Source organism: Carboxydocella sporoproducens DSM 16521 (assembly GCF_900167165.1).
In the GTDB taxonomy this organism is placed as follows: Bacteria; Bacillota.
In genome coordinates, this window is sequence record NZ_FUXM01000003.1 from 67,041 (window position 1) to 88,172 (window position 21,132).

The following is a 21,132-nucleotide window of genomic DNA, read 5'->3' on the forward strand; positions in this document are numbered from 1 at the left end:
AATGAAGATTGGCATTGTTTGTTATCCGTCATATGGTGGAAGTGGTGTAGTAGCTACCGAACTGGCAGAAGCCCTGGCTGAACGGGGGCATGAGGTGCATATTATCAGTTATGAGCGACCCTTTCGTTTGCGCAGTTTTCATCAAAATCTTTTCCTGCATGAAGTTACAGCGGTAGATTATCCGGTGTTCAAATTCCCCCCGTATGATCTGGCCCTGGCCGGCACCATTTATGAAGTGGCCAGAACGAAGGGTCTGGATCTGGTACATGCCCATTATGCCATTCCTCATGCTGTTAGTGCCTATTTGGCCAAAGCCATGCTGGCTCAGGAGCGGAATTTGCCTTTGGTCACTACCTTGCATGGGACAGATATTACAGTGGTGGGACAGGAACCGCAGCTTTATGAAGTGGTGCGCTTTTCCCTGCAGGCCAGTGATGGGGTAACCGCTGTATCCAGGGCCCTGGCCGAGGAGGCTGCGGGAGTTTTTGGCTATCAGCAGCCCATTGAGGTGATATACAACTTCGTTGACCCGGAAATCTACCGGCGTCAGTTCTGTCCGGCCCGGCGGGCTTTTTATGCCCGGCCTGACGAGAAGATCCTTTGCCATATCTCCAATTTCCGTGAAGTCAAGCGCATTCCTGATGTGCTGCGGATTTTTGCCCTGGTCAACCGACAGGTACCCTCCCGGTTGTTGCTGATCGGGGATGGGCCGGAACGGAGTGCCGCCCAGTACCTGGCCCAGGAGCTGGGCGTTCTGGAGCGGGTGCATTTTCTGGGCAAGCAGGAATTTGTTGTACCGCTATTATCCATCAGTGACCTCTTTTTACTGCCTTCTGCCAAGGAGAGTTTTGGCCTGGCGGCGCTGGAGGCCATGGCCTGTGAAGTGCCGGTGGTGACCACAAACACCGGTGGGCTGCCGGAAGTGGTTACAGATGGAGTGACTGGCATCATCGAACCGGTGGGGGCGGTGGAAGCCATGGCCCGGCGGGCCATAGCCCTCCTGCAGAATGAGGAAGAACATCGTCGGATGGCTGAAGCAGCCCGCCAGCAGGCTCTGAACCGTTTCAGGGAAAAAGAGATTGTAACTTGTTATGAAAACTACTATCTGGGCATTTTGCGCAACACCCTTTCCCGGGGACAGTCATAAAATGAGTTAGACCCACCCCCGGGAGGAGGGAGAAAAAATTGGCTGTACGCACCCTGATCTGTGCTGAACCCTTGAGCAGCCACTGGGATGGAAAACAGCGGCATCCAGAGACCGGCTGGACCTTGCTGGCGGTGGTGCGGGACTTGCCTCAACTGGCTGTGGTTATCCGCGAGAAAAAGCCCGACCTGCTCTTGCTCAATGTGGATTTGCCTGGTTTAAATATGCTCAAATCAGTAAGGTTACTGCGGGAAATGCAACCACAGATTACCTATATTGTCATCTTTTTTGGGGGAGAGCAGCAGGTTATCTATATTGAAGGCGAGAACCTGGGCGAAAAGGCTTTGCAGAAAGCGCTGGCAGGAGAGGGGGTCCGTTATCCCGAATTCACCTGCAAGCTATTGCAGGAATTTGAACAGCTTTCCCTGTTATTGCCAACTACCCTGCTGGGCACTGGCCTGAGCAGTCTCAGTCGCCGCGAGATTGAAGTCCTGTCCCTGCTGGCTAAAGGCTATACCGATAAGGAAATCGCTGGTTTTCTCATCATTTCCGAAAAAACAGTGCGCAATCATATCCGCAATATCAAACAAAAATTACGGGCCAAAAACCGGACCCAGCTGGTTTTGCTGGCCCTGCAAAATGGATTATCCAGTTAAAAACAGGCGCAGGCCTGTTTTTTTCTTGCCCTTCCCGGTCATAATAACAGCTGAGGTGGTTGGAAACATGCGCAAACAAGTAACGGATTATCAGCGCTGGATTACTGTGGCCCTGGTGATTGTCGGTTATCTGGCTATGACCCAGTTTCGCACTGTACAAACAGCCACAGGAGTAGAACCCTCCAAACTGCGCAGTGAATCCATTCTAACAACCCTGGTTCAGGTGGAACAGGACAACTATGCCCTGCAGAGGGAGAGTGCTGATTTACAGCAACGGATTCGACAATTTGAGCAAGCGAAAAACATCAATGAAGCCCTGATGCGGGAAAAACAGGAAGCGGAGCTACGAGCTGGCCTGACCGGACTGAAGGGGCCCGGTATGACGGTGGTGCTGTCAGACAGCCAGCTGCCCAGGGAAGCGGGGATTGATCCCAATAATTATTATATCCATGAATCCTTTTTGCGTTCAGTGGTCAATGCCTTCTGGACAGGCGGGGCAGAGGGGGTGGCCATTAATGGCCAGAGACTGATCAGCACCAGTGAAATCTTCTGCGGTGGTACCACTATTTTTATCAATGGTGAAAATGTTGCTCCGCCCTATGTGATTCAGGCTATCGGTGATCCCCGGGCCTTGCGCACTTCCCTGGATATTGATGCCCTGCCATTGCTGACCAACTTGCAGCGGGATTATGGCATCGGCCTGGATGTGCGGGAGGAAAAGGAAATCCGGCTGCCGCCCTATCAGAAGAAGGTGGATTTCAAGTACGCCCGGCCGGTGAGAGAGGGGGAATAAGGATGAGAACGGAAATCTGGGCCCGGGTGGCACTGGTGGCCCTCTGTCTGGGGATTTTGCTGGGAGTGGAAATCCGCACCGCCCGGGAAGTGAGGGAAATGGAGGCCAAATCCCAGGTGCGCTATCGTTCGATGCTGCAGCTGCTGGAAAAAGCTCAGACCAGACACCGGGAATTGGTTAAGGAAGTAAAGAAACTGAAAAAACGCATCAGCGATTTTGAACGGGGAGCGGTGGTGAGTGCCCGGACCCGGGAAATGATGGATGCAACCGAAAAAGCGCGGATGCTGGCAGGGGAAAAGGCAGTGGAAGGCCCGGGGATAGTGATTCAGATTGATGATCGGCAGGGGTCAACTACCATTATCTATTCCGGGGATTTGCAGGATTTTATCAATATACTCCGTTTTGCCGGAGCAGAGGCTATTGCCGTCAATGGCCAGCGAATTGTGGGCACTACCGCTGTTCATGAGGCCGGACAAAACCTGCTGATCAACAAGGTACCGGTGAACCGGCGGGAGGGGGTGCCCTATGAGATTATGGCTATTGGTCCCCCTGACCGGCTGGAAAGCTATATTAAAACTACCTACGGGCTGTGGAAAGACCTGGAGGCAGCGGGAGTGCGTCTGACTCTGACCCGCCAGGAAAGATTGTTGCTCCCTGCCTATAAAGGTGGCTATCTCTTCCGTTATGGCATTGCATTCTGAGTCTGCCTATGGTAGAATTTTTCTTGAAAGGAGGCATGGTTCAAATGAAAATCACTAAAGAAATGGGCATTGGTGAAGTAGTTGCCAAATATCCGCAAACTATCCCCGTATTTCAAGCTCATGGCATGGGTTGTTTTGGCTGCGCTGCGGCGCGTTTCGAAAATATCGAACAGGGTGCTCTTGCTCATGGCATAGACGTGGAAAAACTGATGCGGGATCTCAATGAAGCCGTTGAAAAGGCTTAATTAAAAGCAAGCGGCGGGAAAGAGGCGAAAGGCCTCTTTTCTTTTATAACAAAACGGAGTGGAAAAAATGGCTGTAACTGTATTCTGGTCGGAAAAACTGGCTACAGGCCGGTTTATCCGCCGCTTAAACCGCTTTGCTGTGGAAATAGCTACTGCAACAGCAGCCAGTTTGCGACTGCATTTGCCCAATTCCGGCCGGTTGCGGGAACTGCTGGTACCAGGTGCGGAGGTGCGCTGGCTACCCCGGCCTGAGCGGCAGGGAGTAACCGTCGGAGACCTGCTGCTGGTGGCGTACCAGGGGCGCTGGGTCTGCGTGGATGCCAGGGTACCCAATCAGCTGGCAGAAGCACTCCTGGGGCAGGGACTCTGGCCAGGCCCCTTGCCCTCCATCCAGAAACTGCGCCGGGAGGTAACGGCTGGTGAAAGCCGTTTTGACCTGGGCTGGCAGGGAAAAGAGGGGCAGGGGTTTCTGGAGGTCAAGTCAGTTACTCTGGTAGTAGAGGGAGAGGGACGCTTTCCCGATGCTCCGACGACCCGGGGAACCCGGCATCTCCAGCATCTGGCTGAACTGAGTCGACAGGGGTACTGGACCGGGGTGCTGTTTATCATCCAGAGGGATGATGCTCTCACTTTTGTCCCCAATCACGCAACCGACCCGGCTTTTGCCGCAGCATTAAGTAGCGCGGCTGGAGCTGGTGTGCATATCGCAGCTGCTCTCTGCCCGGTGGACGAAGACGGGATCGCTTTTCGGCAATGGCTGCCGGTGAGATTAGCATGAAAAAAGTGGTCAGCATCAGTCTGGGTAGTCCTGCCGGGGATTTTTGCTGGCAGGGCCGGATTGGTGATGAGTTCTTACAGGTGGAACGCCGGGGAGCAGGGGGAGATATTCAGCGGGCCGCTGCCTGGCTCAGGGAGCTGGATGGACAGGTAACTGCCCTGGCCCTGGGGGGAGTGAACCTGGCCTACCAGTTGCCAGGCCGGAGCTGGCCCCTGCCGGAAGGACAATTTCTGGCCCGTCAGGTCAGACAGACGCCGCTTTATGATGGCAGTGATTTTAAAGCGAGCTGGGACCAGCAGTTGATTCTGAGCCAGGCTGAAAAATGGCGGGGGAGCAGAGTGCTGCTGGCTTCTGCCCTGGACCGCCCCTGGCTGGCTCAGGCTCTGCTGACCAGCGGGGCAGACCTCTGGCTGGGGGATGCCTGGCTGGCCCTGGGTTTGCCTCTGCTTTTTCCCGGTCTCAAGGGTTTTCAGGTGCTGGCCCGGCTGACCATGCCTGGTTTAAGGCGGCTGCCCTTGCGTTATCTTTATCCCCAGCGGCAACAGCAGGAAGGGCAGCGACGCTGGCGGCCCCTGGGCCCGCGGACTTTTGACTGGCTGGCCGGGGATAGCCATTTGCTGCAAAAGGGAGCCGGACACTGGCCGCAGGCCCGGATCCTGGCCAGCACTGTCAGGCCCCGGGATTTAACGCCTTTTGCCGGGCGTTTATACTATCTTTACCCCTGTCTGGCACCTGGCCTCAGTCCGGGGGCCAATCTCTGGGAAGCCATCGCTTCTGCACTGAGCATGGATGGCATCGGATTCTGGCAAAAATATCACAGCTTTGCAGGCAAGTGCCTGGGGGAGGGCAAATTATGCTGACAATCTGGCAATTGTTTCTGGCTTTTTTTAAAGTAGGCATTTTCGGCTATGGTGGTGGCCCGGCAGCCATTCCGCTGGCCCAGCAGGAAGTGGTGGAAAATTACCACTGGATGAGCAAAGAGGAATTCACTGATATGCTGGCCATGGCCAATGCCCTGCCCGGACCTATTGCCACCAAGATGGCAGCTTATGTAGGTTATAAAATGGCCGGCTGGTGGGGGGCGGTTGTTGCTCTGGCTGGCGTAGTGGTGCCCACTGCCGTAGCGGTGGTGGCCCTGGGGGCTTTTTTCTGGCGTTATCGCCATCACCCGGGGATTGCAGGGATGTTGAAGGCGGTACGGCCCGTGGTGGTTGTGCTGCTGATTCAGACAGCCTGGGAAATGGGAGCAAATGCCTTTCCCGACCAGTTCACCTGGATAATTGCGGCTGCTTCCCTGCTGGCCCTGCTCTGGCTTAAAATCCACCCGGCCTGGGTGATTTCAGTTAGTATGGCCCTGGGTTTTTTTCTGCAAGTGGGACTTTTTAAGGAGGGACGGTAGTTATGGCAGTAAAAGTAACAGGAATCGGCAGTTTGCCCCATCAGGAGATTGAAGCAGGACTGGCATTAATCCAAAAATATATGGGAGACTGGCCGCACTGGCCGCAATTTCCCGCCCGGGGCTGGCAGGAGGAGTTTGTACCCCAGTATGTTTCCCCGCTCATCCAGCTGGGTCTGGTAGAAAAAAGAGGTACAAAACTGGTTTTTGCTACCGACGGGGAAGATTTTGCCCTGCGTCTGGCGGATTTCTACGAACTTTACCTGGCAGCTCAGGAGGGGGAGAGCAGGGCTCTGGCCGCTTTTGCCCTGCCGGAAGCAAGTGCCAGCGGCCTTTACGCCCTGGTCCGTTCCATTCAGGCTGGCAACTGGCAGGCCCAGGGAGTAAAAGGCCAGCTGAGTGGCCCCATTACCATCGGCTTTCAGCTCTTGCAACCCGATGGCCGGGCGGCTTACTATGATGAGCAGTTGCGGGACGTGATCCTGAAGGCCTGTGAAATGGGAGCCCGCTGGCAGACCCGTTTTTTGCGGGAAGAAACGGGGTTGCCGGTAATAGTCTCGGTGGATGATCCAGGTATCTATGCTCTGGGGCTATCCACCCACATTACCCTGACCCGGGAAGGCATCAAGGAGGATTTGACCACGGTTATGACTGCCATCAAGGCCGAGGGCGGAAGAACCGGTCTGCATTGCTGTGCCGGTACGGACTGGTCCATGGTGATGGAATGCCCGCTGGATATTCTCTTCTTTGATGCCTATGAATATCTTACCTCCTTGCTGGTACATATACCGGCTTTGCAGGCCTATTTCCAGCGAGGTGGGGAAGTGGCCTGGGGACTGGTACCCACTTCTCCCCGGATTGAGACTGAGACCGCAGAGTCCCTGCTGGCCCGCTGGCAGGAAGTGCTGGCAGCCCTGGAACAGCGAGGACTGGACCGGGAACTGGTGCTGCCCCGGAGCTGGCTGACTCCCAGCTGTGGCACAGGAACCCTGTCTGTGGCAGCAGCGGAAAAGGTTTACCATATAACAGCTGAGCTGGCGGAAAAAATTTTCTAAAACAGTTGACATTTTCCCCTGATCTGCATAAAATAGCTTTGTAAACAATTTCATAGGAATTCGTACTCTTATCCAGAGAGGTGGAGGGACTGGCCCGATGAAACCCGGCAACAGCCCATGCGTTGGGGACGACGGATGGGAAATGTGCCAATTCCTGCAGGTGTTTACCTGACAGATAAGAGGAAGAAGGCTATTTATGTCCTCTTCTGCTTATCTGCAGGAGAGGATTTTTTGTTTTCGGGAAAGGGGTGCAGACGATGAGAAAACAGAACCAATGGCAAAAAATTCAGGGGCTGCAACAGTTGCTGGCCAGAGAAACCTGCTGGTATGCTTACAGCCGCAGTGCCTGGTACCGGCAGCTCTGGGATCGCTGGCAACTCCATCCCAAGGACCTGACCGACTGGCAGGTATTTGGCCGCTGGCCCCAGGTGGAAATAGATGATTGGCCGGAAGGAATTCAGCTGACTGAAGAAGAATACTGGAATGGGTTGATCACCGTTACCGATGGCCGGGGTGGCCGCCGGCTGGTGCCCTATACCAGCAAGGACAAGGAACAGGGGATTGAGGCCTACCAGACTCTCTTTCAATTTGCCGGTATCGGCAAAGGGGATAAGGTGGTAATCTGCCCGCCCCTGCCGGGCCTGCTGGACTGGGCCGTTCCGGCCCTGGAACGGCTGGGAGCCTTACCGGTGTTGATTGAAGCCCGGGCTCTGGCCTCCACCCTGGTGGGCAAGGAACCCACCGTGCTGATCATGGGAAAGGAGCAACTGCCTTACCTCTATGGGCTGCCCCTGAAACGGCTGTTGCTGGTCTGGCTGGAAGGGGAAGAAGGGGGCCTGGCGGAGGCCATCCAGGAGGCGCGGCAAATCAGCAACGGGGAGGTAACGGCTCTGGTGCAGCCAGCCTGGTTGCCCTTCCCGGCAGCCATTACCTGTGAAAAGGGCAGTATCCACTGGTTGCATGAACATGTTCTGGCCCAGCAGTCTCCTGGCAACCGACTGCTGCTGACCAGCCTGCGCCTGCAGGCCTGGCCCCTGGTCCGATATGTCAGCCAGCTCAAAGGTATCTGGTCCACTTCCCCCTGTGCCTGTGGTCGGGATGATACTCCGGTGTTGATCAGCCTGGCTACCTGGGGCAAGGAAAAGAAAAGGGGGGGCCAGAGCAATGCCGCAGCCCGCTAAATCCTGTCAGCTTTGCCAGACCTGTCTCAAGCAGCAGACCTTTGACATTTGTCCGGTGCGAGCCTGTGCCAAAGGCTTGAACAGCGGGCCCTGTGGGGGCACCAGGCCGGGCGGCCAGTGCGAGGTGGGCAGCCGCCGCTGCGGCTGGGCCCTGATCTTTCAAAAAGCCAAAACCGCTGCAGTTGCTCTGCCAGCGAATGCGGGCATCAATTTGAAATTCTACGGATAAGGAGAGGTAGCCTTGTTGCAGCAAAAACTGGCTCAGGGGCGTCAGGTATTAACGGTTGAGTTGCCCCCGCCCCGGGGGATTGCTTTTCAGGAAGTGCTGGAGCTGGCCCTTGCTATCAAAGAGAAAGTTACAGCTTATAATATCACCGATAACCAGCGAGCGGTCATGCGCATGAGCCCGGTAGCAATGGCCGCTCTTTTGCTTCAGGCTGGCCTGGAACCTATTTGCCAGTTTACCTGCCGGGATCGCAACCGTTTGGCTCTGCAGTCGGAAATCCTGGGGGCAGCAGCTCTGGGTGTGCGCAATTTTTTGCTGCTAACCGGGGACCATACGCTGGTGGGGGACTGTCCTGGCGCCAAACCGGTTTTTGACCTGGATTCGGTCCAATTGCTGGCTGCTGCTGACAATTTGCGCCGGGGTTTTGCCTTAAACGGTGAACCCTTGCAGGGAGTACCGGATTTGTTTCTGGGGGCGGTGGTCAACCCGGCACCGGAACTCAGGGAAATGCAGATCTGGAAACTGCAGAAAAAAATCCGGGCCGGGGCAGCCTTTGTCCAGACCCAGGCCATCTATGACCCCGGCATCCTGGCGGATTTCCTGCAAGAGGCGGGGGAATTGGGCGTCCCCATCCTGGCCGGGGTGATACCACTGCGTTCCGCCCGGATGGCGCATTTTATGAATGCCAACATTCCCGGCATTCAGGTGCCCCCGGCTATGATCCGCGCCCTGGAAAAAGCAACAGATCCTCTGGCGGAGGGGCTGGCCATAACCGTTGAGCTCATCCGCGAGCTCAGAACCCTGGTGCCGGGTATCCACATCATGCCGGTCAATACCTTGCGGGCTTTGCCCACTTTGCTGGCCCGTCTGGAGGGAGAAGAACATGAAGGTTGATTATCACATTCACACCGCCCGCTGCGGCCATGCCAGCGGCAGGATGGAAGAATATGTAGAGGCAGCCCTGGCCCGTGGTTTTGCGGAAATAGGCTTTGCTGATCATCTGCCCATGTACTGGTTGCCGGAAGCCAAACGGGACCCGGAAATCGCCATGACCTTTGCCCAGTTACCCGGCTATGTGGCAGAGGTTAAGCAATTGCAACAAAAATATCCAGGTATCTCCATCCGCCTTGGCATAGAAGCTGACTACCTGCCGGGCTGTAAACCCCGGCTCCTGCAAGCTCTGGCCGGTTATGACTGGGACTATATCATCGGCTCGGTACACTTCCTGGATGACTGGGGCTTTGATGATCCCCGGCAACTGGAGGAATATAACCGGCGGGATCCGGAACAATACTGGGAAGAATATTATCGCCTGATCCAGGAATCGGCCCTGGCCGGGGTTTTCGATATCATCGGCCATGCTGATTTGATTAAGAAGTTTGATCCACCCCGGCCCAGCCAGTTGTATCGCCTCTATGATGAGACTGTGGCAATCCTGGCCCAATGCCAGGTGGCAGTGGAAATCAATACAGCCGGCTGGCGGGTACCGGCCAGGGAACAGTTTCCGGATGCCGATTTTCTGGCCCGCTGCGCCCGGGCTGGCGTGCCGGTCACCTTTGGTTCCGATGCCCACAAGCCGGAGCAGGTAGGATATAACTGGGATAAGGCGATAGACCTGTTGAAAGCGGTAGGATATCGGGAAATCGCCTTCTTCAAGTCAAGAAAAATTTTTTTGCAGCCTCTATAGATAAAGAGGAAATTCACGAATTCTGTCGAATGGTAATCATTATTAATAAAACCGGGGGGAGTGAAGACAATGGCAGTAAACTGGACGCCAGCCCTGGCGGTAGGAGTAGCGGAAATTGACCGGCAACATCAGGAACTGTTTCGCCGCATTGATAACCTGTTAACCGCCATGTCCCAGGGGAAGGGTAAGGAAGAAGTGGGCAATATCCTGAAGTTTCTCGAAGACTATGTGGTGGTGCACTTTACCGCTGAAGAAAAACTGATGCAGAGCCACAACTATCCCGCTTTTAATGAACACCTGGCCCAGCATCAGGCCTTTATTCAGGATTTTGCCAAACTGAAAGAGCAGTTTAACCGGGAAGGTCCTTCTACCATGGTGGTTCTTGCGGTACAGCGCCGGGTGGTGGACTGGTTGCGGGAACACATCAGTCAACGGGATAAAGCCATCGGCGAATTTTTGCAAAAAGGGAAGTAAAGAAGAAAAACATTAATTGAGGACAGCGGGTTCTATGCGGTCTAAAAGCATGGAACCCGCTGTTTTATGTAGCAGTGATTAAAAGTTTTTGGGACTTTTTTTTCAGCCAGCAGCAGGAAAAAAGCGATAAATAGAGAATATAGTGGAGTAAAGTGGTGAGAAGTGGTTAGTTGTGGTGGCGAAGTGGGGTGAAAGTGGATGTTCATGGGGGAATATCATCATACCATCGATCCCAAAGGCCGGTTGATTATTCCCGCCAAACTCAGGACTGGCCTGGGAGATCGCTTTGTCGCCACCAAAGGCATGGACAATTGCCTTTTTCTTTACCCCATGAACGAATGGCAGGTCTTAGAACAAAAGCTGAAAGCCTTACCTTTCACCCGGGCTGATGCCAGGGCCTTTGTCCGTTTTTTCTTTTCCGGGGCTACTGAATGTGAAGTGGACAAGCAGGGGAGGATCCTGTTGCCGGCTAACCTGAGGGAATATGCCAAACTGGATAAGGATGTGGTATTCCTGGGGGTTTCCAGCCGGGTGGAGATATGGAGCAAGGAACTGTGGGAAAAATACAGTCAGGAAGCCGAGGCTTCCTACAGTGAAATTGCTGAAAAAATCGTAGACCTGGATTTGGGAATTTAGGGACAAAGGAGCTGACAGCAGTGGAGTTTCGACACAAGTCAGTGTTACTGGAAGAATGCATGGCGGCCCTGAACCTGCGACCAGGGGGTGTCTATGTGGACTGTACCCTGGGAGGAGGCGGCCACAGCCAGGAGATACTGCTCAGAACCGGGCCCGATGGCAAACTGGTGGCCTTTGACCAGGATCCGGCGGCCATCCGGGCAGCAGGGGAAAGGCTGAAAGAATTCGGTGAACGGGTAACCCTGGTTCAGTCCAATTTCGTGAAATTGGAGGAGAAACTGCAGGAGCTGGGCTATACAGGTGTGGATGGCATCCTCTTTGACCTGGGAGTGTCATCCTATCAGCTGGATACGCCGGAAAGAGGGTTTTCCTACCAGCATGATGCCGTGCTGGATATGCGCATGGACCCGACGCAGCCAATCAGCGCTCGTGATTTACTGAACGAGTGGCCGGAGGTGGAAATCGCCCGGATCATCAGAGAATATGGAGAGGAACGCTGGGCCAATAAAATTGCCGCCCTGATTGTGCGGGAACGCACGAACCGGCCGTTAGAAACTACCGGACAGCTAGTGGAACTGATCAAAAGAGCCATTCCGGTCAAAGCCAGGACCGGGGGGCCCCATCCCGCCAAACGGACTTTTCAGGCTTTGCGGATAGCTGTCAATAATGAACTGGAAAATTTCCGCTCTGCCCTGTTGCAGGCGGTGCGGATGTTGAAATCCGGGGGCAGGGTGGCGGTGATCACCTTTCACTCCCTGGAGGATAGAATAGCCAAACAAACCCTGGCCGAATTGGCCCGGACCTGTGTTTGTCCGCCGGAGTTGCCGGTATGTGTTTGTGGAAAACAGCCGGAAGTCAAGCTGATCGGAAAAGCAATTGAGCCTTCGGCGGAGGAAGTGGCAGAGAACCCGCGGGCCCGCAGTGCCAGATTAAGGGTGGCGGAAAAAATTTAAGTCATAGAGGGACAGGAGGTTGAATAAATTGTTGGTAGCGAAGGAGAGGGTGGATTTCCATTATGCCGAGCAGGCGACCAGACAACGGCCCGCAAAAAGACCGGTTGCCAGAAAAAGAAAGAAAGAAAATGTCGCTTTGCTCTTGACGGTGGTCATGGTGGGGTTTATTTTAGGATTAGTGGCCGCTTATCGTTATGCCATGCTGGCTCAGGCCGGCTACCGGCTGGACCAGTTGCAGAAACAGCTGGCGCTGGCAGAAGCGGAAAATCAGCAACTGCAGATGCAGGTAGATCAGCTCAAGTCTTTGCAGCGGATTGAGGCAATTGCTACCACCAAACTGGGGATGGTCAGACCTGATGGGACGCAGATGGTAGCGGTAACAGCACCGGTCCAGGCGGAATCGGTACATACCGCACCTGTAAAAGAGAAAAAGTCCCCGGTGGTTTCTGCTGCCCAGACCATTCAGCAGTCTTTAACGGAATTTTTTGCCCAGATCAAGAAAGGAACCGCTGAAGCCAGAATCAATTAATCGGCGAAGGAGTGGGGCGTGGTGTATGCCACCGGTATTATCATGCGGAGGCGGATTTCCATCTTAATGGCCGGTATCGGCCTTATTTTGATTTTGCTGCTGTTGCGGCTGGCCTGGTTGCAGTTCATCCGCGGCGATGAACTGACTAATAAGGCGCTGGAAAACAGGTTGCGGGAAGTGCAGCTGGAACCCAAGCGCGGTGTAATCTATGACCGTAATGGTAAAGAGCTGGCCATCAGTGTCAGTGCCGATTCGGTTGGAGCGACTCCAAGCCAGATTAAAGATCCGGTGGCGGTGGCAGAGGAACTAGCTCCCATTCTGGAAATGGACAAAGAAAAACTGATTAAATTATTAAGCAAGAAGGCCAGTTTTGTCTGGATAGCCAACAAGATCGACAGCCAGAAAGCCAGGAAAATCCGGGAAAAAAACCTGCCCGGGATTTCCCTGTATGAGGAACCGTTGCGTTATTACCCCAATGGCAGTTTTGCTGCTCATTTGCTGGGGTTTGTTCAGTTTCGCGGCAATATCGGCGGTGGCGGGATAGAGGCGGCCCTGGAGAAAGAGTTACGGGGAATACCGGGAAAAATTGTGGTGGAATATGATGCAGCAGGTCGGCCCATTCCCCAGGCTACCCACCGTTATTATCCCTCGGTAGAAGGCAACAGTGTGGTGCTGACCATTGATGAGACTATCCAGCATTTCGTGGAACGGGAACTGGATAAGGTGATGGAAAAGCACAAACCCGCTCATGCTGCCATAATAGTAATGGATGTCAAAACCGGGGAAATCCTGGCCATGGGGGTGCGGCCAACCTATGACCCTAACCAGTATTTCAAGTTCCCCCATGAACTGTGGTCCAAGAATTTTGCCGTAGCAGATGCCTACGAGCCTGGTTCTACTTTCAAGGTCATCACTGCCGCAGCTGCTCTGGAGGAAGGGGTAGTGCGGCCCCAGGACCGTTTTTATGATCCCGGTTTTAAAGAAGTGCTGGGAAAAAAGATTAAATGCTGGAAAGCCGGAGGCCACGGCAGCCAGAGCTTTGTGGAAGTGGCCCAGAATTCCTGTAACCCGGGTTTTATTGAGGTGGCTTTGCGGCTGGGAGTGGAAAAATTCAGTCGCTACGTGCGGGCTTTCGGTTTTGGCATGCCCACCGGCATTTCCCTGCCGGGGGAAGGAGAAGGGATTCTGGTCAATCCGAAAAAAGCGACCCAGCTTGATCTGGCTACCATGGCCATCGGCCAGTCCAATGCTGTTACACCCATTCAGCTGATTACCGCAGTGGCTGCGGTGGCCAATGATGGGATGCTGATGAAACCCCAGGTTGTTAAGGAAATCCGGGATATAAAAGGCAATGTGGTCAGGACCTTTGCACCCCAGCCGGTGCGGCAGGTGATTTCCACCACTACGGCCCGGGAACTGCGAGGGATCCTGGAACACGTGGTGGCCCGTGGTACCGGGCAAAAAGCCTATCTGGAAGGCTACCGGGCGGCCGGAAAAACGGGTACAGCCCAGAAAGCCGGGCCTGGAGGGGGATATGTGGCTGGCAAGTATGTGGCTTCCTTTGTCGGTTTTGCCCCGGCGGATAACCCCCGGGTAGCAGCTCTGGTGGTGATCGATGAACCCCAGGGCGGAGAATATTATGGTGGGGTCATCGCTGCTCCTGTATTCGGGGCGGTGATGGGTGACACTCTGAAGTATCTGGGGGTAATGCCCCAGCTGGATGCCGGGGTTAAACCTGATCCCAAACTGATACCCCGGCAATCCCGGCCGGAACAGCCAGGCGAAAAGCTCAAGGCAGTGGAAGTGCCTTCCCTGGTCAACCTGCCGGTAGCGGAGGCCAGGCAGCTGGCGGAAAAGGCCGGACTCAAGGTGCTGGTGGAAGGGGAACAGGGCGTGGTACAGCGCCAGTTCCCTCTGGCAGGAGCTGTGGTCACCCAGGGCACGGAAATCCTTCTCTCCACCCGGCGGGGTGAAGTGCCTGCGGGTACCAGGGTGACAGTACCGGATGTTAGTGGCAAAACCCTGCGGGATGCCGCTACCTTGCTGGCTTTGACCGGATTGAGGCTGGAGGCGGAAGGCAGCGGGGTGGCCTATGAGCAAAGCATAGCTCCCGGGGAAAAGGTGGTGGCTGGAACGGTGGTCAGGGTGAAATTCCGCCCTCCGGCAGAAGGAGGAAGTGGAGGGAACAATCCGACCCAGCCAACGGCCGGAACCTTGCCTGATTCTGAACTCAAGGATTAAAAAGCGAGCCGGTGGACAGAGTTGCTGCCGCCGGCTCTTTAGTTTATAATTTTATTTTATAGTGAATAATACATAATATATTAAGGAAAGCTTTGCCAAGACCGGATAAGGAGGCATTCAGCGTGATTCTAAGTGAACTGCTTCAAGGACTGAAGACCAGCCAGGTGATAGGACCGCTGGCAGTAGAAATAAAGGGGATTGCCCATGACTCCCGCCGGGTGGAACCGGGCTTTCTCTTTGTGGCAATCCCGGGTTTTCGGGTGGATGGCCATGCTTTTATTCCTCAGGCTCTGGCTGCCGGAGCGGTGGCAGTGGTAGGGGAGAAGAAACCGGCAGACTGGCCGGAAAATGTTACCTGGATTGAAGTGCCAGACAGCCGTCGGGCCCTGGCTCCGCTGGCTGCCCGCTTTTACGGCTATCCAGCCAGCAAGCTGACCTTGATCGGGGTAACCGGTACCAATGGCAAGACTACCACTACCCATCTGGTGGAAGCAATTCTGCGCAAGGCCGGGCACAAAGTGGGCCTGATGGGTACCATTTACAACCGTCTGGGGGAGGAGATTTTGCCTGCTGAAAATACCACTCCCCTGCCCCTGGAATTGCAGGCGAACCTGAAACACATGGTGGAGCGGGGGGCCAGCCATGTGGTGATGGAAGTATCCTCCCATGGTCTGGACCTGGGCCGGGTGGATGAATGTTACTTTGCTGTGGGGATTTTTACCAACCTAACCCAGGACCATCTGGATTACCACGGCACTCTGGAAAATTACCGGGCGGCCAAGGCGTTATTGTTTAAAAAGGAGCGTTGCCGCATTGCGGTCATTAACCTGGATGATGCCCAGGGGGACTATTTCCGCCAGCTGGCGGAAAGGGAGGGTCTGGAGGTCTGGACCTATGGCCGACAGAAAGGGGCTATGGTCAGGGCCCTGCATCCTCGCATTACTGCCAGTGGCGTCAGTTTCCAGGTTGTTACCCCCAGAGGGGAGGCGGAAATCCAGTTGCAGCTGACAGGGGATTTCAATGTTTATAATGCCCTGGCTGCCCTTGGTGCTGGACTGGCTCTGGGTTATGAACTGGACTTAATCAAGCAGGCTCTGGCCGCTGTCCCCGGGGTGGCCGGTCGTTTTGAAAAGGTGGAGGCCGGTCAGCCCTTTACCGTGATCGTGGATTATGCCCATACGCCTGATGGACTGGATAATGTTTGCCGGACTGCCCGCCAGCTGGTACCGGCCGGACAGGGGAGGCTGATTACCGTGTTTGGCTGTGGCGGGGACCGCGACCGGGGCAAGCGGCCGAAAATGGGTGCCATTGCCGCCCGTTACAGTGATTATGTGATCATAACCTCAGATAACCCCCGCACCGAGGATCCGGCGGCCATTCTGGATGAGATTGAGCCGGGAGTGCGGGAAGCCGGAGGGAATGTGCCTTATGAAAAGATTGTGGATCGGCGGGCAGGAATTCGCCGGGCCCTGGAACTGGCCCAGCCTGGCGATCTGGTGCTGATAGCCGGTAAAGGCCATGAGACTTACCAGATTATCGGTCAGCAGGTGCTGCCTTTTGATGACCGCCAGGTTGTGCGGGAAGAATGGCAGCGGAAAGGGTGAGGAGCATGTTGCCATTGACTCTGGCGGAAATCGCCAATGCTGTCCAGGGAGAACTAAAGGGCGGTCAGCCGGAAACGGTCATCAGCGAGGTGGTTACTGACAGCCGGCGAGTCCAGCCGGGACAGCTCTTCATCGCTCTGGTAGGGGAAAAGCATGATGCCCATAGCTTTTTACCCCAGGTAGCGTCAGCAGGAGCGGAGGCGGCTATTGTCAGCCGCCTGCCGGCAGAGGCCCTGGACTTGCCCTTGATTCTGGTGAAGGATACCCTGGTGGCACTGCAGCAGCTGGCAGCTTATGTTCGCCAGCGCTGGGGCGGGAAAGTGGTGGCTGTCACCGGCAGTGTGGGCAAAACTTCTACCAAAGATCTGCTGGTACAGGCTCTGGGATCCAGCTGGTCGGTTCGGGGGACTCAGGGCAATCTCAATAACGAAATCGGACTTCCCCTGACTATTTTGAGTCTTACGGGCCAGGAAGAGATTCTGGTTACAGAAATGGGCATGCGGGGGCCGGGTCAGATCGCAACCCTGGCTGACATCGCCCGGCCCGATCTGGGCATAATCACCAATATCGGGGATGCCCATATCGAACTGCTGGGCAGCCGGGAGGCTATTGCCCGGGCCAAAGGGGAATTGCTCTACGGGCTCAAGGCCGGCGGTCGGGCCATTCTCTGGGGGGATGACCCTTACTTGCGCCGGCTGGGCCAGGAATGGCAGGGGGACGTGATCTGGTATGGACGGGGGGAAGATTGTCATTTTCGGTTGACCTCCCTGCAGCTGGAGGCGGAAAGCAGCCGCTTTCAGGTGTTAACACCAGTGGGGCCGCTGGACCTGACTTTGCCCCTGCCCGGGGAGGCAATGGTCAATAACGCCCTGGCCGCCCTGGCCGCAGTCTGGGCTCTGGGGGGCGATGTGACCCGCAGCGGGGCAGCTCTGGCTCAGGCTCGTCTCTCCGGTATGCGCCTGGAAAAGAAAGAAATCAAGGGTGCGGTGATTAGAAATGATGCTTATAATGCCAATCCCCAGTCCATGGCGGTGGCGCTGGCCATCCTGGCCCGGCAGCCGGGGGAAAAGGTGGCTGTCCTGGGAGACATGCTGGAACTGGGGCCGATCGAGGAAGAGGCTCATCGCCAGCTGGGGCGGGAAGCCGGCAGGATGGGACTGGCTTTTCTCCTCACCATTGGCCCCCGGGCCCGCTGGATTGCCGAGGAAGCGGCCAGGGCAGGGCTGGCCGCAGACCGAATCAGGGCCTTGCCGGGACGGGAAGGAGCAGCCGGGCTGTTAAAGCCCTGGCTCCGGCCGGGAGTGACTATATTGTTTAAAGCCTCCCGTGGCATGGGATTGGAGAAGATTATCGGAGAACTGGAGCAGGAGGAGACTATGGCCAATGGTTAAAATTGCACTGGTTTTTGCTTTGTCGGCACTTTTTACCCTGGTTCTGGGGCCTGTTTTTTTGCCCTGGTTGCGCCGGCTCAAATTCGGTCAGTATATCCGGGAGGATGGGCCCAAAGCCCACCAGGCCAAGGCTGGCACTCCCACCATGGGTGGGTTGATGATGCTGGTCAGCCTGCTGGTGGTAACCCCCTTGCTCTTGCCCTGGCAGCTGGAGACGCTGGTGTTGCTCTTGTTTACTATCGGCTATGGCTTGATCGGTTTTGTTGATGATTACATAAAAGTTGTGATGAAACGCAACCTGGGCCTCAAGGCCAAACAGAAGATGCTGGCGCAGACTCTGCTGGCCCTGGCTCTGGCCTGGATGGCAGCTTATGGTCTTGACCACGGACCCCGCATCATGCTGCCGGTGCTGGGCCAACCGCTGGACCTATCCTTTCCTCTCTTTGCCCTTTTTATCTGGCTGGTGGCGGTGGGCACCACCAATGCTGTCAACCTGACTGACGGACTGGATGGACTGGCAGCCGGGGTTACTACTATCGTTGCCCTTACCTATGCGGTAATTGGAGCGGGTCAGGGCCAGCCAGCGGCAGCCCTGTTTGCGGCAGCCCTGGCGGGAGCCTGTTTGGGCTTTTTGCGCTATAACCGGCATCCAGCACAGGTGTTTATGGGGGATACTGGTTCCCTGGCTCTGGGGGGAGCGCTAACCGCACTGGCAGTGGTGACCAGGACGGAACTATTGTTACCGGTACTGGGAGCGGTTTATGCTGCTGAAACCCTGTCCGTCATCATCCAGGTAATATCTTTTAAAACTACGGGTAAACGGGTTTTCCGTATGAGTCCTTTGCACCATCACTTTGAGCTGGGAGGCTGGCCGGAAAGCCGGGTAGTACGGACCTTCTGGAGCGCTGCCGCCATTGCCTGTGCTATTGGCCTGTTGCTCTGGCTGGCCGGCATGGTAGGATAAGGAGGATTAGACATGGATTTACTGGATAAAAATATACTGGTAGTAGGGATGGCCAAAAGTGGGGTAGCAGTTGCCCGCTTTGCCCGGGAAGCAGGGGCGCGAGTGACCGTCTGTGATGCCAAGAGCCGGGAGGAACTGGGGGAGAAGGCTGCTGAACTGGAACAGGCAGGCGTCAGGGTAGTGGCTGGTAGCTATCCCCGGGTAAGCCGACAGGAGTATGACCTGGTGGTACCCAGCCCGGGAGTGCCCCTGACCGTTCCACCTGTGGCAGAGGCGATGGCAGAAGGCATACCGGTTTTCAGTGAGATTGAGCTGGCTTCCCGCTACATTAACCAGCCGCTGGTAGCTATTACCGGCACCAATGGCAAAACCACCACCACATCCCTGATTGGTGCCATGACCCGCCAGGCCGGGTTAAAGCCCTGTGTGGCGGGGAATATCGGGCAGCCCCTGATTGCGGAAACCAGAGGCGATTATGGGGTCTATGTAGTGGAAGTCAGCAGTTTTCAGGCTGAAACTACAGTGGAATTCCGGCCCAGAGTAGCGGTGATCCTCAATGTCACCCCTGACCATCTGGACCGCCATGGGACGATGGAAAATTATGCGGCTGCCAAGGCCAAAATCCTGGCCAATCAGCAGCCGGAAGATTTCGCAGTCCTCAATTATGATGATGAATGGGTACGGGCAATGGCGGCTCAAACCCGGGCCCGGGTTATATTTTTCAGCCGCACGCATAGACTGGAAGAAGGGGTCTGCTGTGAGGAGGGGCAGGTAGTGGTGAAAAGCGGCGGACAGACTACTGTGATCTGTCCGGCCAGTGAAATTGCCATTCCGGGAGCCCATAACCTGGAAAACGCCCTGGCAGCTGTGGGTGCAGGCTGGGCCCTGGGAATAGAGGCTGCGGATCTGGCCCGGACCCTGAAAACTTTCCCTGGAGTTCCTCATCGCCTGGAATTTGTGGCGGAAATCCAGGGAGTAAGGTATATTAATGATTCCAAAGGCACCAATCCTGATGCGGCCATTAAGGCCCTGGAGGCTTATGAGCAGCCGATTGTCCTCATTGCTGGTGGCAAAAACAAGGGCAGTGACTTCGGTCTGTTTGCCCGCAAAATCAAGGAAAAATGCCGGGCGCTGGTGCTGGTAGGGCAGGCTGCTCCTGCCATTGAAGCAGCAGCCATTGAGGCAGGGGTCAGTCCCATTTACCGGGCCAGCACCTTTGCTGAAGCGGTGCATCTGGCTGCCGCCGCCGCCCGGCCTGGCGATGTAGTCCTTTTATCCCCGGCTTGTGCTAGTTGGGATATGTTCAACAATTATGAAGAACGGGGGGAACTCTTTAAACAGCTGGTTCACAGTTTAAGGAGGTAATGACCCGTGTATACCAGGAGAAGGGCGCCCGATTTTCTGCTTTTTCTGGCCGTAATGTCCCTGCTGGTGTTTGGTCTGGTTATGGTTTTCAGTTCCAGCTCCGTAACCAGTTATTACCGTTATGAAGGGGATGTCTTTTTCTTCTTTAAAAAACAGCTCCTCTGGGCCTGTCTGGGCACCATTACCCTCCTGGTCATGCAAAATGTGGATTACTGGCGCTGGCGACGTTTTACTATGCCGGCCCTGTTTCTGGCCATTGTCCTGCTGCTTCTGGTCCTCTTGCCGGGAGTGGGTAAGACGGTCAATGGAGCACAGCGCTGGATCAATCTGGGGTTTATGAGTTTCCAGCCTTCGGAAACCATCAAGTTATGTATGGTGCTGTTTTCTGCCCATTATCTGGCTGCAGCCCGGCAACAGCTTCATTCCTTTACCAGGGGCACATTACCTTTGCTGGGGGTACTGGGGCTGGTCTGTGGCCTGATTTTGCTGCAGCCTGACCTGGGGACAGCTGTGGCGCTGGCGGGTACAGTCTATATTATGCTGTATGCGGCCGGAGTGCCCTATAAACAGCTGGTCGGGCTGGCGTTAAGCGGGCTGGCGGCGGTGGCGCTGGCCATTGTCCTGGAGCCCTACCGCATGCGGCGTTTTCTGGCCTTTCTGGATCCGGAAGCTGATCCCATGGGCAGTGGTTATCATATTATCCAGTCCCTTTATGCCATTGGTTCCGGTGGCTTTTTTGGCAAGGGGCTGGGGCAGAGTTTGCAAAAATATTTCTATTTGCCGGAACAGCATACTGACTTCATTTTTGCTATTATCGGGGAAGAGCTGGGTTTTCTGGGTGGGGCCCTGGTCATCTTTCTGTTTATGATCCTGGTCTGGCGAGGGCTAAGGGTGGCTATTACCGCCCCGGATGCCTATGCCAGTTTGCTGGCTGCCGGTCTGACTTCAATGGTAGGCTTGCAGGCAGTGGTCAATATCGGGGTGGTAACCGGTTCTCTGCCGGTAACGGGTATTACTTTGCCGTTTATCAGTTTTGGTGGCACCTCCCTGGTGTTCTCAATGGCCGGGATTGGACTTTTGCTCAATATTTCCCGCTATACCCTTGACCATTGA

Annotated in this window: 23 protein-coding genes and 1 riboswitch; all 23 genes read left to right on the top strand. The window is 55.4% G+C overall.

Features of this window, described 5'->3' with window-relative positions; genetic code table 11:
- Position 1: 1 nt before the first annotated feature.
- The 23 genes from bshA to ftsW all read left to right on the top strand — a co-directional run bounded on the left by bshA (position 2) and on the right by ftsW (position 21,132).
- Positions 2-1,147 (top strand): N-acetyl-alpha-D-glucosaminyl L-malate synthase BshA, encoded by a 1,146-nt coding sequence (gene bshA, locus B5D20_RS02025; RefSeq protein ID WP_078664565.1) that lies wholly within the window; start codon positions 2-4, stop codon positions 1,145-1,147.
- 38 nt (positions 1,148-1,185) lie between these two features.
- Positions 1,186-1,800, top strand: a complete 615-nt coding sequence (locus tag B5D20_RS02030; protein WP_078664566.1) for a response regulator transcription factor — start codon at positions 1,186-1,188, stop codon at positions 1,798-1,800.
- Positions 1,801-1,867: 67 nt separating this feature from the next.
- On the top strand, positions 1,868-2,593 hold the full coding sequence (locus B5D20_RS02035) for a DUF881 domain-containing protein (RefSeq protein ID WP_159071909.1): 726 nt from the start codon (positions 1,868-1,870) through the stop codon (positions 2,591-2,593).
- Between the two features lie 2 nt (positions 2,594-2,595).
- On the top strand, positions 2,596-3,294 hold the full coding sequence (locus B5D20_RS02040; RefSeq protein WP_078664568.1) for a DUF881 domain-containing protein: 699 nt from the start codon (positions 2,596-2,598) through the stop codon (positions 3,292-3,294).
- Between the two features lie 44 nt (positions 3,295-3,338).
- Positions 3,339-3,539 (top strand): DUF1858 domain-containing protein, encoded by a 201-nt coding sequence (locus tag B5D20_RS02045; protein ID WP_078664569.1) that lies wholly within the window; start codon positions 3,339-3,341, stop codon positions 3,537-3,539.
- A 67-nt stretch (positions 3,540-3,606) separates the two neighbouring features.
- Positions 3,607-4,317 (top strand): DNA/RNA nuclease SfsA, encoded by a 711-nt coding sequence (gene sfsA, locus B5D20_RS02050; RefSeq protein ID WP_078664570.1) that lies wholly within the window; start codon positions 3,607-3,609, stop codon positions 4,315-4,317.
- On the top strand, positions 4,314-5,177 hold the full coding sequence (locus tag B5D20_RS02055) for a hypothetical protein (RefSeq protein WP_078664571.1): 864 nt from the start codon (positions 4,314-4,316) through the stop codon (positions 5,175-5,177). The genes sfsA and B5D20_RS02055 overlap by 4 nt, the downstream gene beginning before the upstream one ends.
- A complete protein-coding gene (locus B5D20_RS02060; RefSeq protein ID WP_078664572.1) occupies positions 5,171-5,716 on the top strand; it encodes a chromate transporter in 546 nt (181 codons plus the stop codon). Before B5D20_RS02055 ends, B5D20_RS02060 begins: the two co-directional genes overlap by 7 nt.
- Positions 5,717-5,718: 2 nt before the next feature.
- Positions 5,719-6,768 (top strand): uroporphyrinogen decarboxylase/cobalamine-independent methonine synthase family protein, encoded by a 1,050-nt coding sequence (locus B5D20_RS02065; protein ID WP_078664573.1) that lies wholly within the window; start codon positions 5,719-5,721, stop codon positions 6,766-6,768.
- Between the two features lie 65 nt (positions 6,769-6,833).
- A riboswitch (SAM riboswitch) is annotated at positions 6,834-6,950 on the top strand.
- Between the two features lie 75 nt (positions 6,951-7,025).
- Positions 7,026-7,949, top strand: coding sequence for a phenylacetate--CoA ligase family protein (locus B5D20_RS02070; protein ID WP_078664574.1), 924 nt, complete (start codon positions 7,026-7,028; stop codon positions 7,947-7,949).
- Complete coding sequence (locus tag B5D20_RS02075; RefSeq protein ID WP_078664575.1) at positions 7,933-8,178, top strand: methylenetetrahydrofolate reductase C-terminal domain-containing protein; 246 nt, start codon at positions 7,933-7,935, stop codon at positions 8,176-8,178. The genes B5D20_RS02070 and B5D20_RS02075 overlap by 17 nt, the downstream gene beginning before the upstream one ends.
- Before the next feature lie 12 nt (positions 8,179-8,190).
- Positions 8,191-9,069 (top strand): methylenetetrahydrofolate reductase, encoded by an 879-nt coding sequence (locus B5D20_RS02080; protein ID WP_078664576.1) that lies wholly within the window; start codon positions 8,191-8,193, stop codon positions 9,067-9,069.
- The gene (locus B5D20_RS02085; protein WP_078664577.1) at positions 9,059-9,862 is read left to right on the top strand and encodes a histidinol-phosphatase HisJ family protein; all 804 of its coding nucleotides are present in this window, start codon (positions 9,059-9,061) and stop codon (positions 9,860-9,862) included. Before B5D20_RS02080 ends, B5D20_RS02085 begins: the two co-directional genes overlap by 11 nt.
- A gap of 69 nt (positions 9,863-9,931) precedes the next feature.
- On the top strand, positions 9,932-10,336 hold the full coding sequence (locus tag B5D20_RS02090; protein ID WP_078664578.1) for a bacteriohemerythrin: 405 nt from the start codon (positions 9,932-9,934) through the stop codon (positions 10,334-10,336).
- Between the two features lie 198 nt (positions 10,337-10,534).
- Entirely contained in the window at positions 10,535-10,972 is a 438-nt protein-coding gene (gene mraZ, locus B5D20_RS02095) for a division/cell wall cluster transcriptional repressor MraZ (protein WP_078664579.1), read from the top strand.
- A gap of 20 nt (positions 10,973-10,992) precedes the next feature.
- The gene (gene rsmH / locus B5D20_RS02100) at positions 10,993-11,925 is read left to right on the top strand and encodes a 16S rRNA (cytosine(1402)-N(4))-methyltransferase RsmH (protein ID WP_078664580.1); all 933 of its coding nucleotides are present in this window, start codon (positions 10,993-10,995) and stop codon (positions 11,923-11,925) included.
- Between the two features lie 28 nt (positions 11,926-11,953).
- Complete coding sequence (locus tag B5D20_RS02105) at positions 11,954-12,454, top strand: cell division protein FtsL (RefSeq protein ID WP_078664581.1); 501 nt, start codon at positions 11,954-11,956, stop codon at positions 12,452-12,454.
- Positions 12,455-12,475: 21 nt separating this feature from the next.
- Positions 12,476-14,695 carry a stage V sporulation protein D gene (locus B5D20_RS02110; RefSeq protein ID WP_107753676.1) on the top strand — a complete coding sequence of 740 codons (2,220 nt, stop codon included), beginning with the start codon at positions 12,476-12,478 and terminating at the stop codon, positions 14,693-14,695.
- 122 nt (positions 14,696-14,817) lie between these two features.
- Complete coding sequence (locus B5D20_RS02115; protein ID WP_078664582.1) at positions 14,818-16,299, top strand: UDP-N-acetylmuramoyl-L-alanyl-D-glutamate--2,6-diaminopimelate ligase; 1,482 nt, start codon at positions 14,818-14,820, stop codon at positions 16,297-16,299.
- A 5-nt stretch (positions 16,300-16,304) separates the two neighbouring features.
- A complete protein-coding gene (locus B5D20_RS02120; RefSeq protein WP_159071908.1) occupies positions 16,305-17,690 on the top strand; it encodes a UDP-N-acetylmuramoyl-tripeptide--D-alanyl-D-alanine ligase in 1,386 nt (461 codons plus the stop codon).
- Positions 17,683-18,654, top strand: a complete 972-nt coding sequence (gene mraY / locus B5D20_RS02125) for a phospho-N-acetylmuramoyl-pentapeptide-transferase (protein WP_078664584.1) — start codon at positions 17,683-17,685, stop codon at positions 18,652-18,654. The genes B5D20_RS02120 and mraY overlap by 8 nt, the downstream gene beginning before the upstream one ends.
- A 12-nt stretch (positions 18,655-18,666) precedes the next feature.
- Positions 18,667-20,019, top strand: coding sequence for a UDP-N-acetylmuramoyl-L-alanine--D-glutamate ligase (murD, locus tag B5D20_RS02130; protein WP_078664585.1), 1,353 nt, complete (start codon positions 18,667-18,669; stop codon positions 20,017-20,019).
- Between the two features lie 6 nt (positions 20,020-20,025).
- Positions 20,026-21,132, top strand: coding sequence for a putative lipid II flippase FtsW (gene ftsW / locus B5D20_RS02135; protein WP_107753671.1), 1,107 nt, complete (start codon positions 20,026-20,028; stop codon positions 21,130-21,132).

Bases quoted from the DNA above. Each gene is read 5' to 3' on its own strand.
- B5D20_RS02045 (WP_078664569.1), top strand. From the start codon at position 3,339: ATGAAAATCACTAAAGAAATGGGCATTGGTGAAGTAGTTGCCAAATAT.
- B5D20_RS02120 (WP_159071908.1), top strand. From the start codon at position 16,305: ATGTTGCCATTGACTCTGGCGGAAATCGCCAATGCTGTCCAGGGAGAA.
- B5D20_RS02035 (WP_159071909.1), top strand. From the start codon at position 1,868: ATGCGCAAACAAGTAACGGATTATCAGCGCTGGATTACTGTGGCCCTG.
- bshA (WP_078664565.1), top strand. From the start codon at position 2: ATGAAGATTGGCATTGTTTGTTATCCGTCATATGGTGGAAGTGGTGTA.
- sfsA (WP_078664570.1), top strand. From the start codon at position 3,607: ATGGCTGTAACTGTATTCTGGTCGGAAAAACTGGCTACAGGCCGGTTT.
- B5D20_RS02060 (WP_078664572.1), top strand. From the start codon at position 5,171: ATGCTGACAATCTGGCAATTGTTTCTGGCTTTTTTTAAAGTAGGCATT.
- B5D20_RS02090 (WP_078664578.1), top strand. From the start codon at position 9,932: ATGGCAGTAAACTGGACGCCAGCCCTGGCGGTAGGAGTAGCGGAAATT.
- B5D20_RS02055 (WP_078664571.1), top strand. From the start codon at position 4,314: ATGAAAAAAGTGGTCAGCATCAGTCTGGGTAGTCCTGCCGGGGATTTT.
- B5D20_RS02085 (WP_078664577.1), top strand. From the start codon at position 9,059: ATGAAGGTTGATTATCACATTCACACCGCCCGCTGCGGCCATGCCAGC.
- mraZ (WP_078664579.1), top strand. From the start codon at position 10,535: ATGTTCATGGGGGAATATCATCATACCATCGATCCCAAAGGCCGGTTG.
- murD (WP_078664585.1), top strand. From the start codon at position 18,667: ATGGATTTACTGGATAAAAATATACTGGTAGTAGGGATGGCCAAAAGT.
- B5D20_RS02065 (WP_078664573.1), top strand. From the start codon at position 5,719: ATGGCAGTAAAAGTAACAGGAATCGGCAGTTTGCCCCATCAGGAGATT.
- B5D20_RS02075 (WP_078664575.1), top strand. From the start codon at position 7,933: ATGCCGCAGCCCGCTAAATCCTGTCAGCTTTGCCAGACCTGTCTCAAG.
- B5D20_RS02070 (WP_078664574.1), top strand. From the start codon at position 7,026: ATGAGAAAACAGAACCAATGGCAAAAAATTCAGGGGCTGCAACAGTTG.
- B5D20_RS02040 (WP_078664568.1), top strand. From the start codon at position 2,596: ATGAGAACGGAAATCTGGGCCCGGGTGGCACTGGTGGCCCTCTGTCTG.
- mraY (WP_078664584.1), top strand. From the start codon at position 17,683: ATGGTTAAAATTGCACTGGTTTTTGCTTTGTCGGCACTTTTTACCCTG.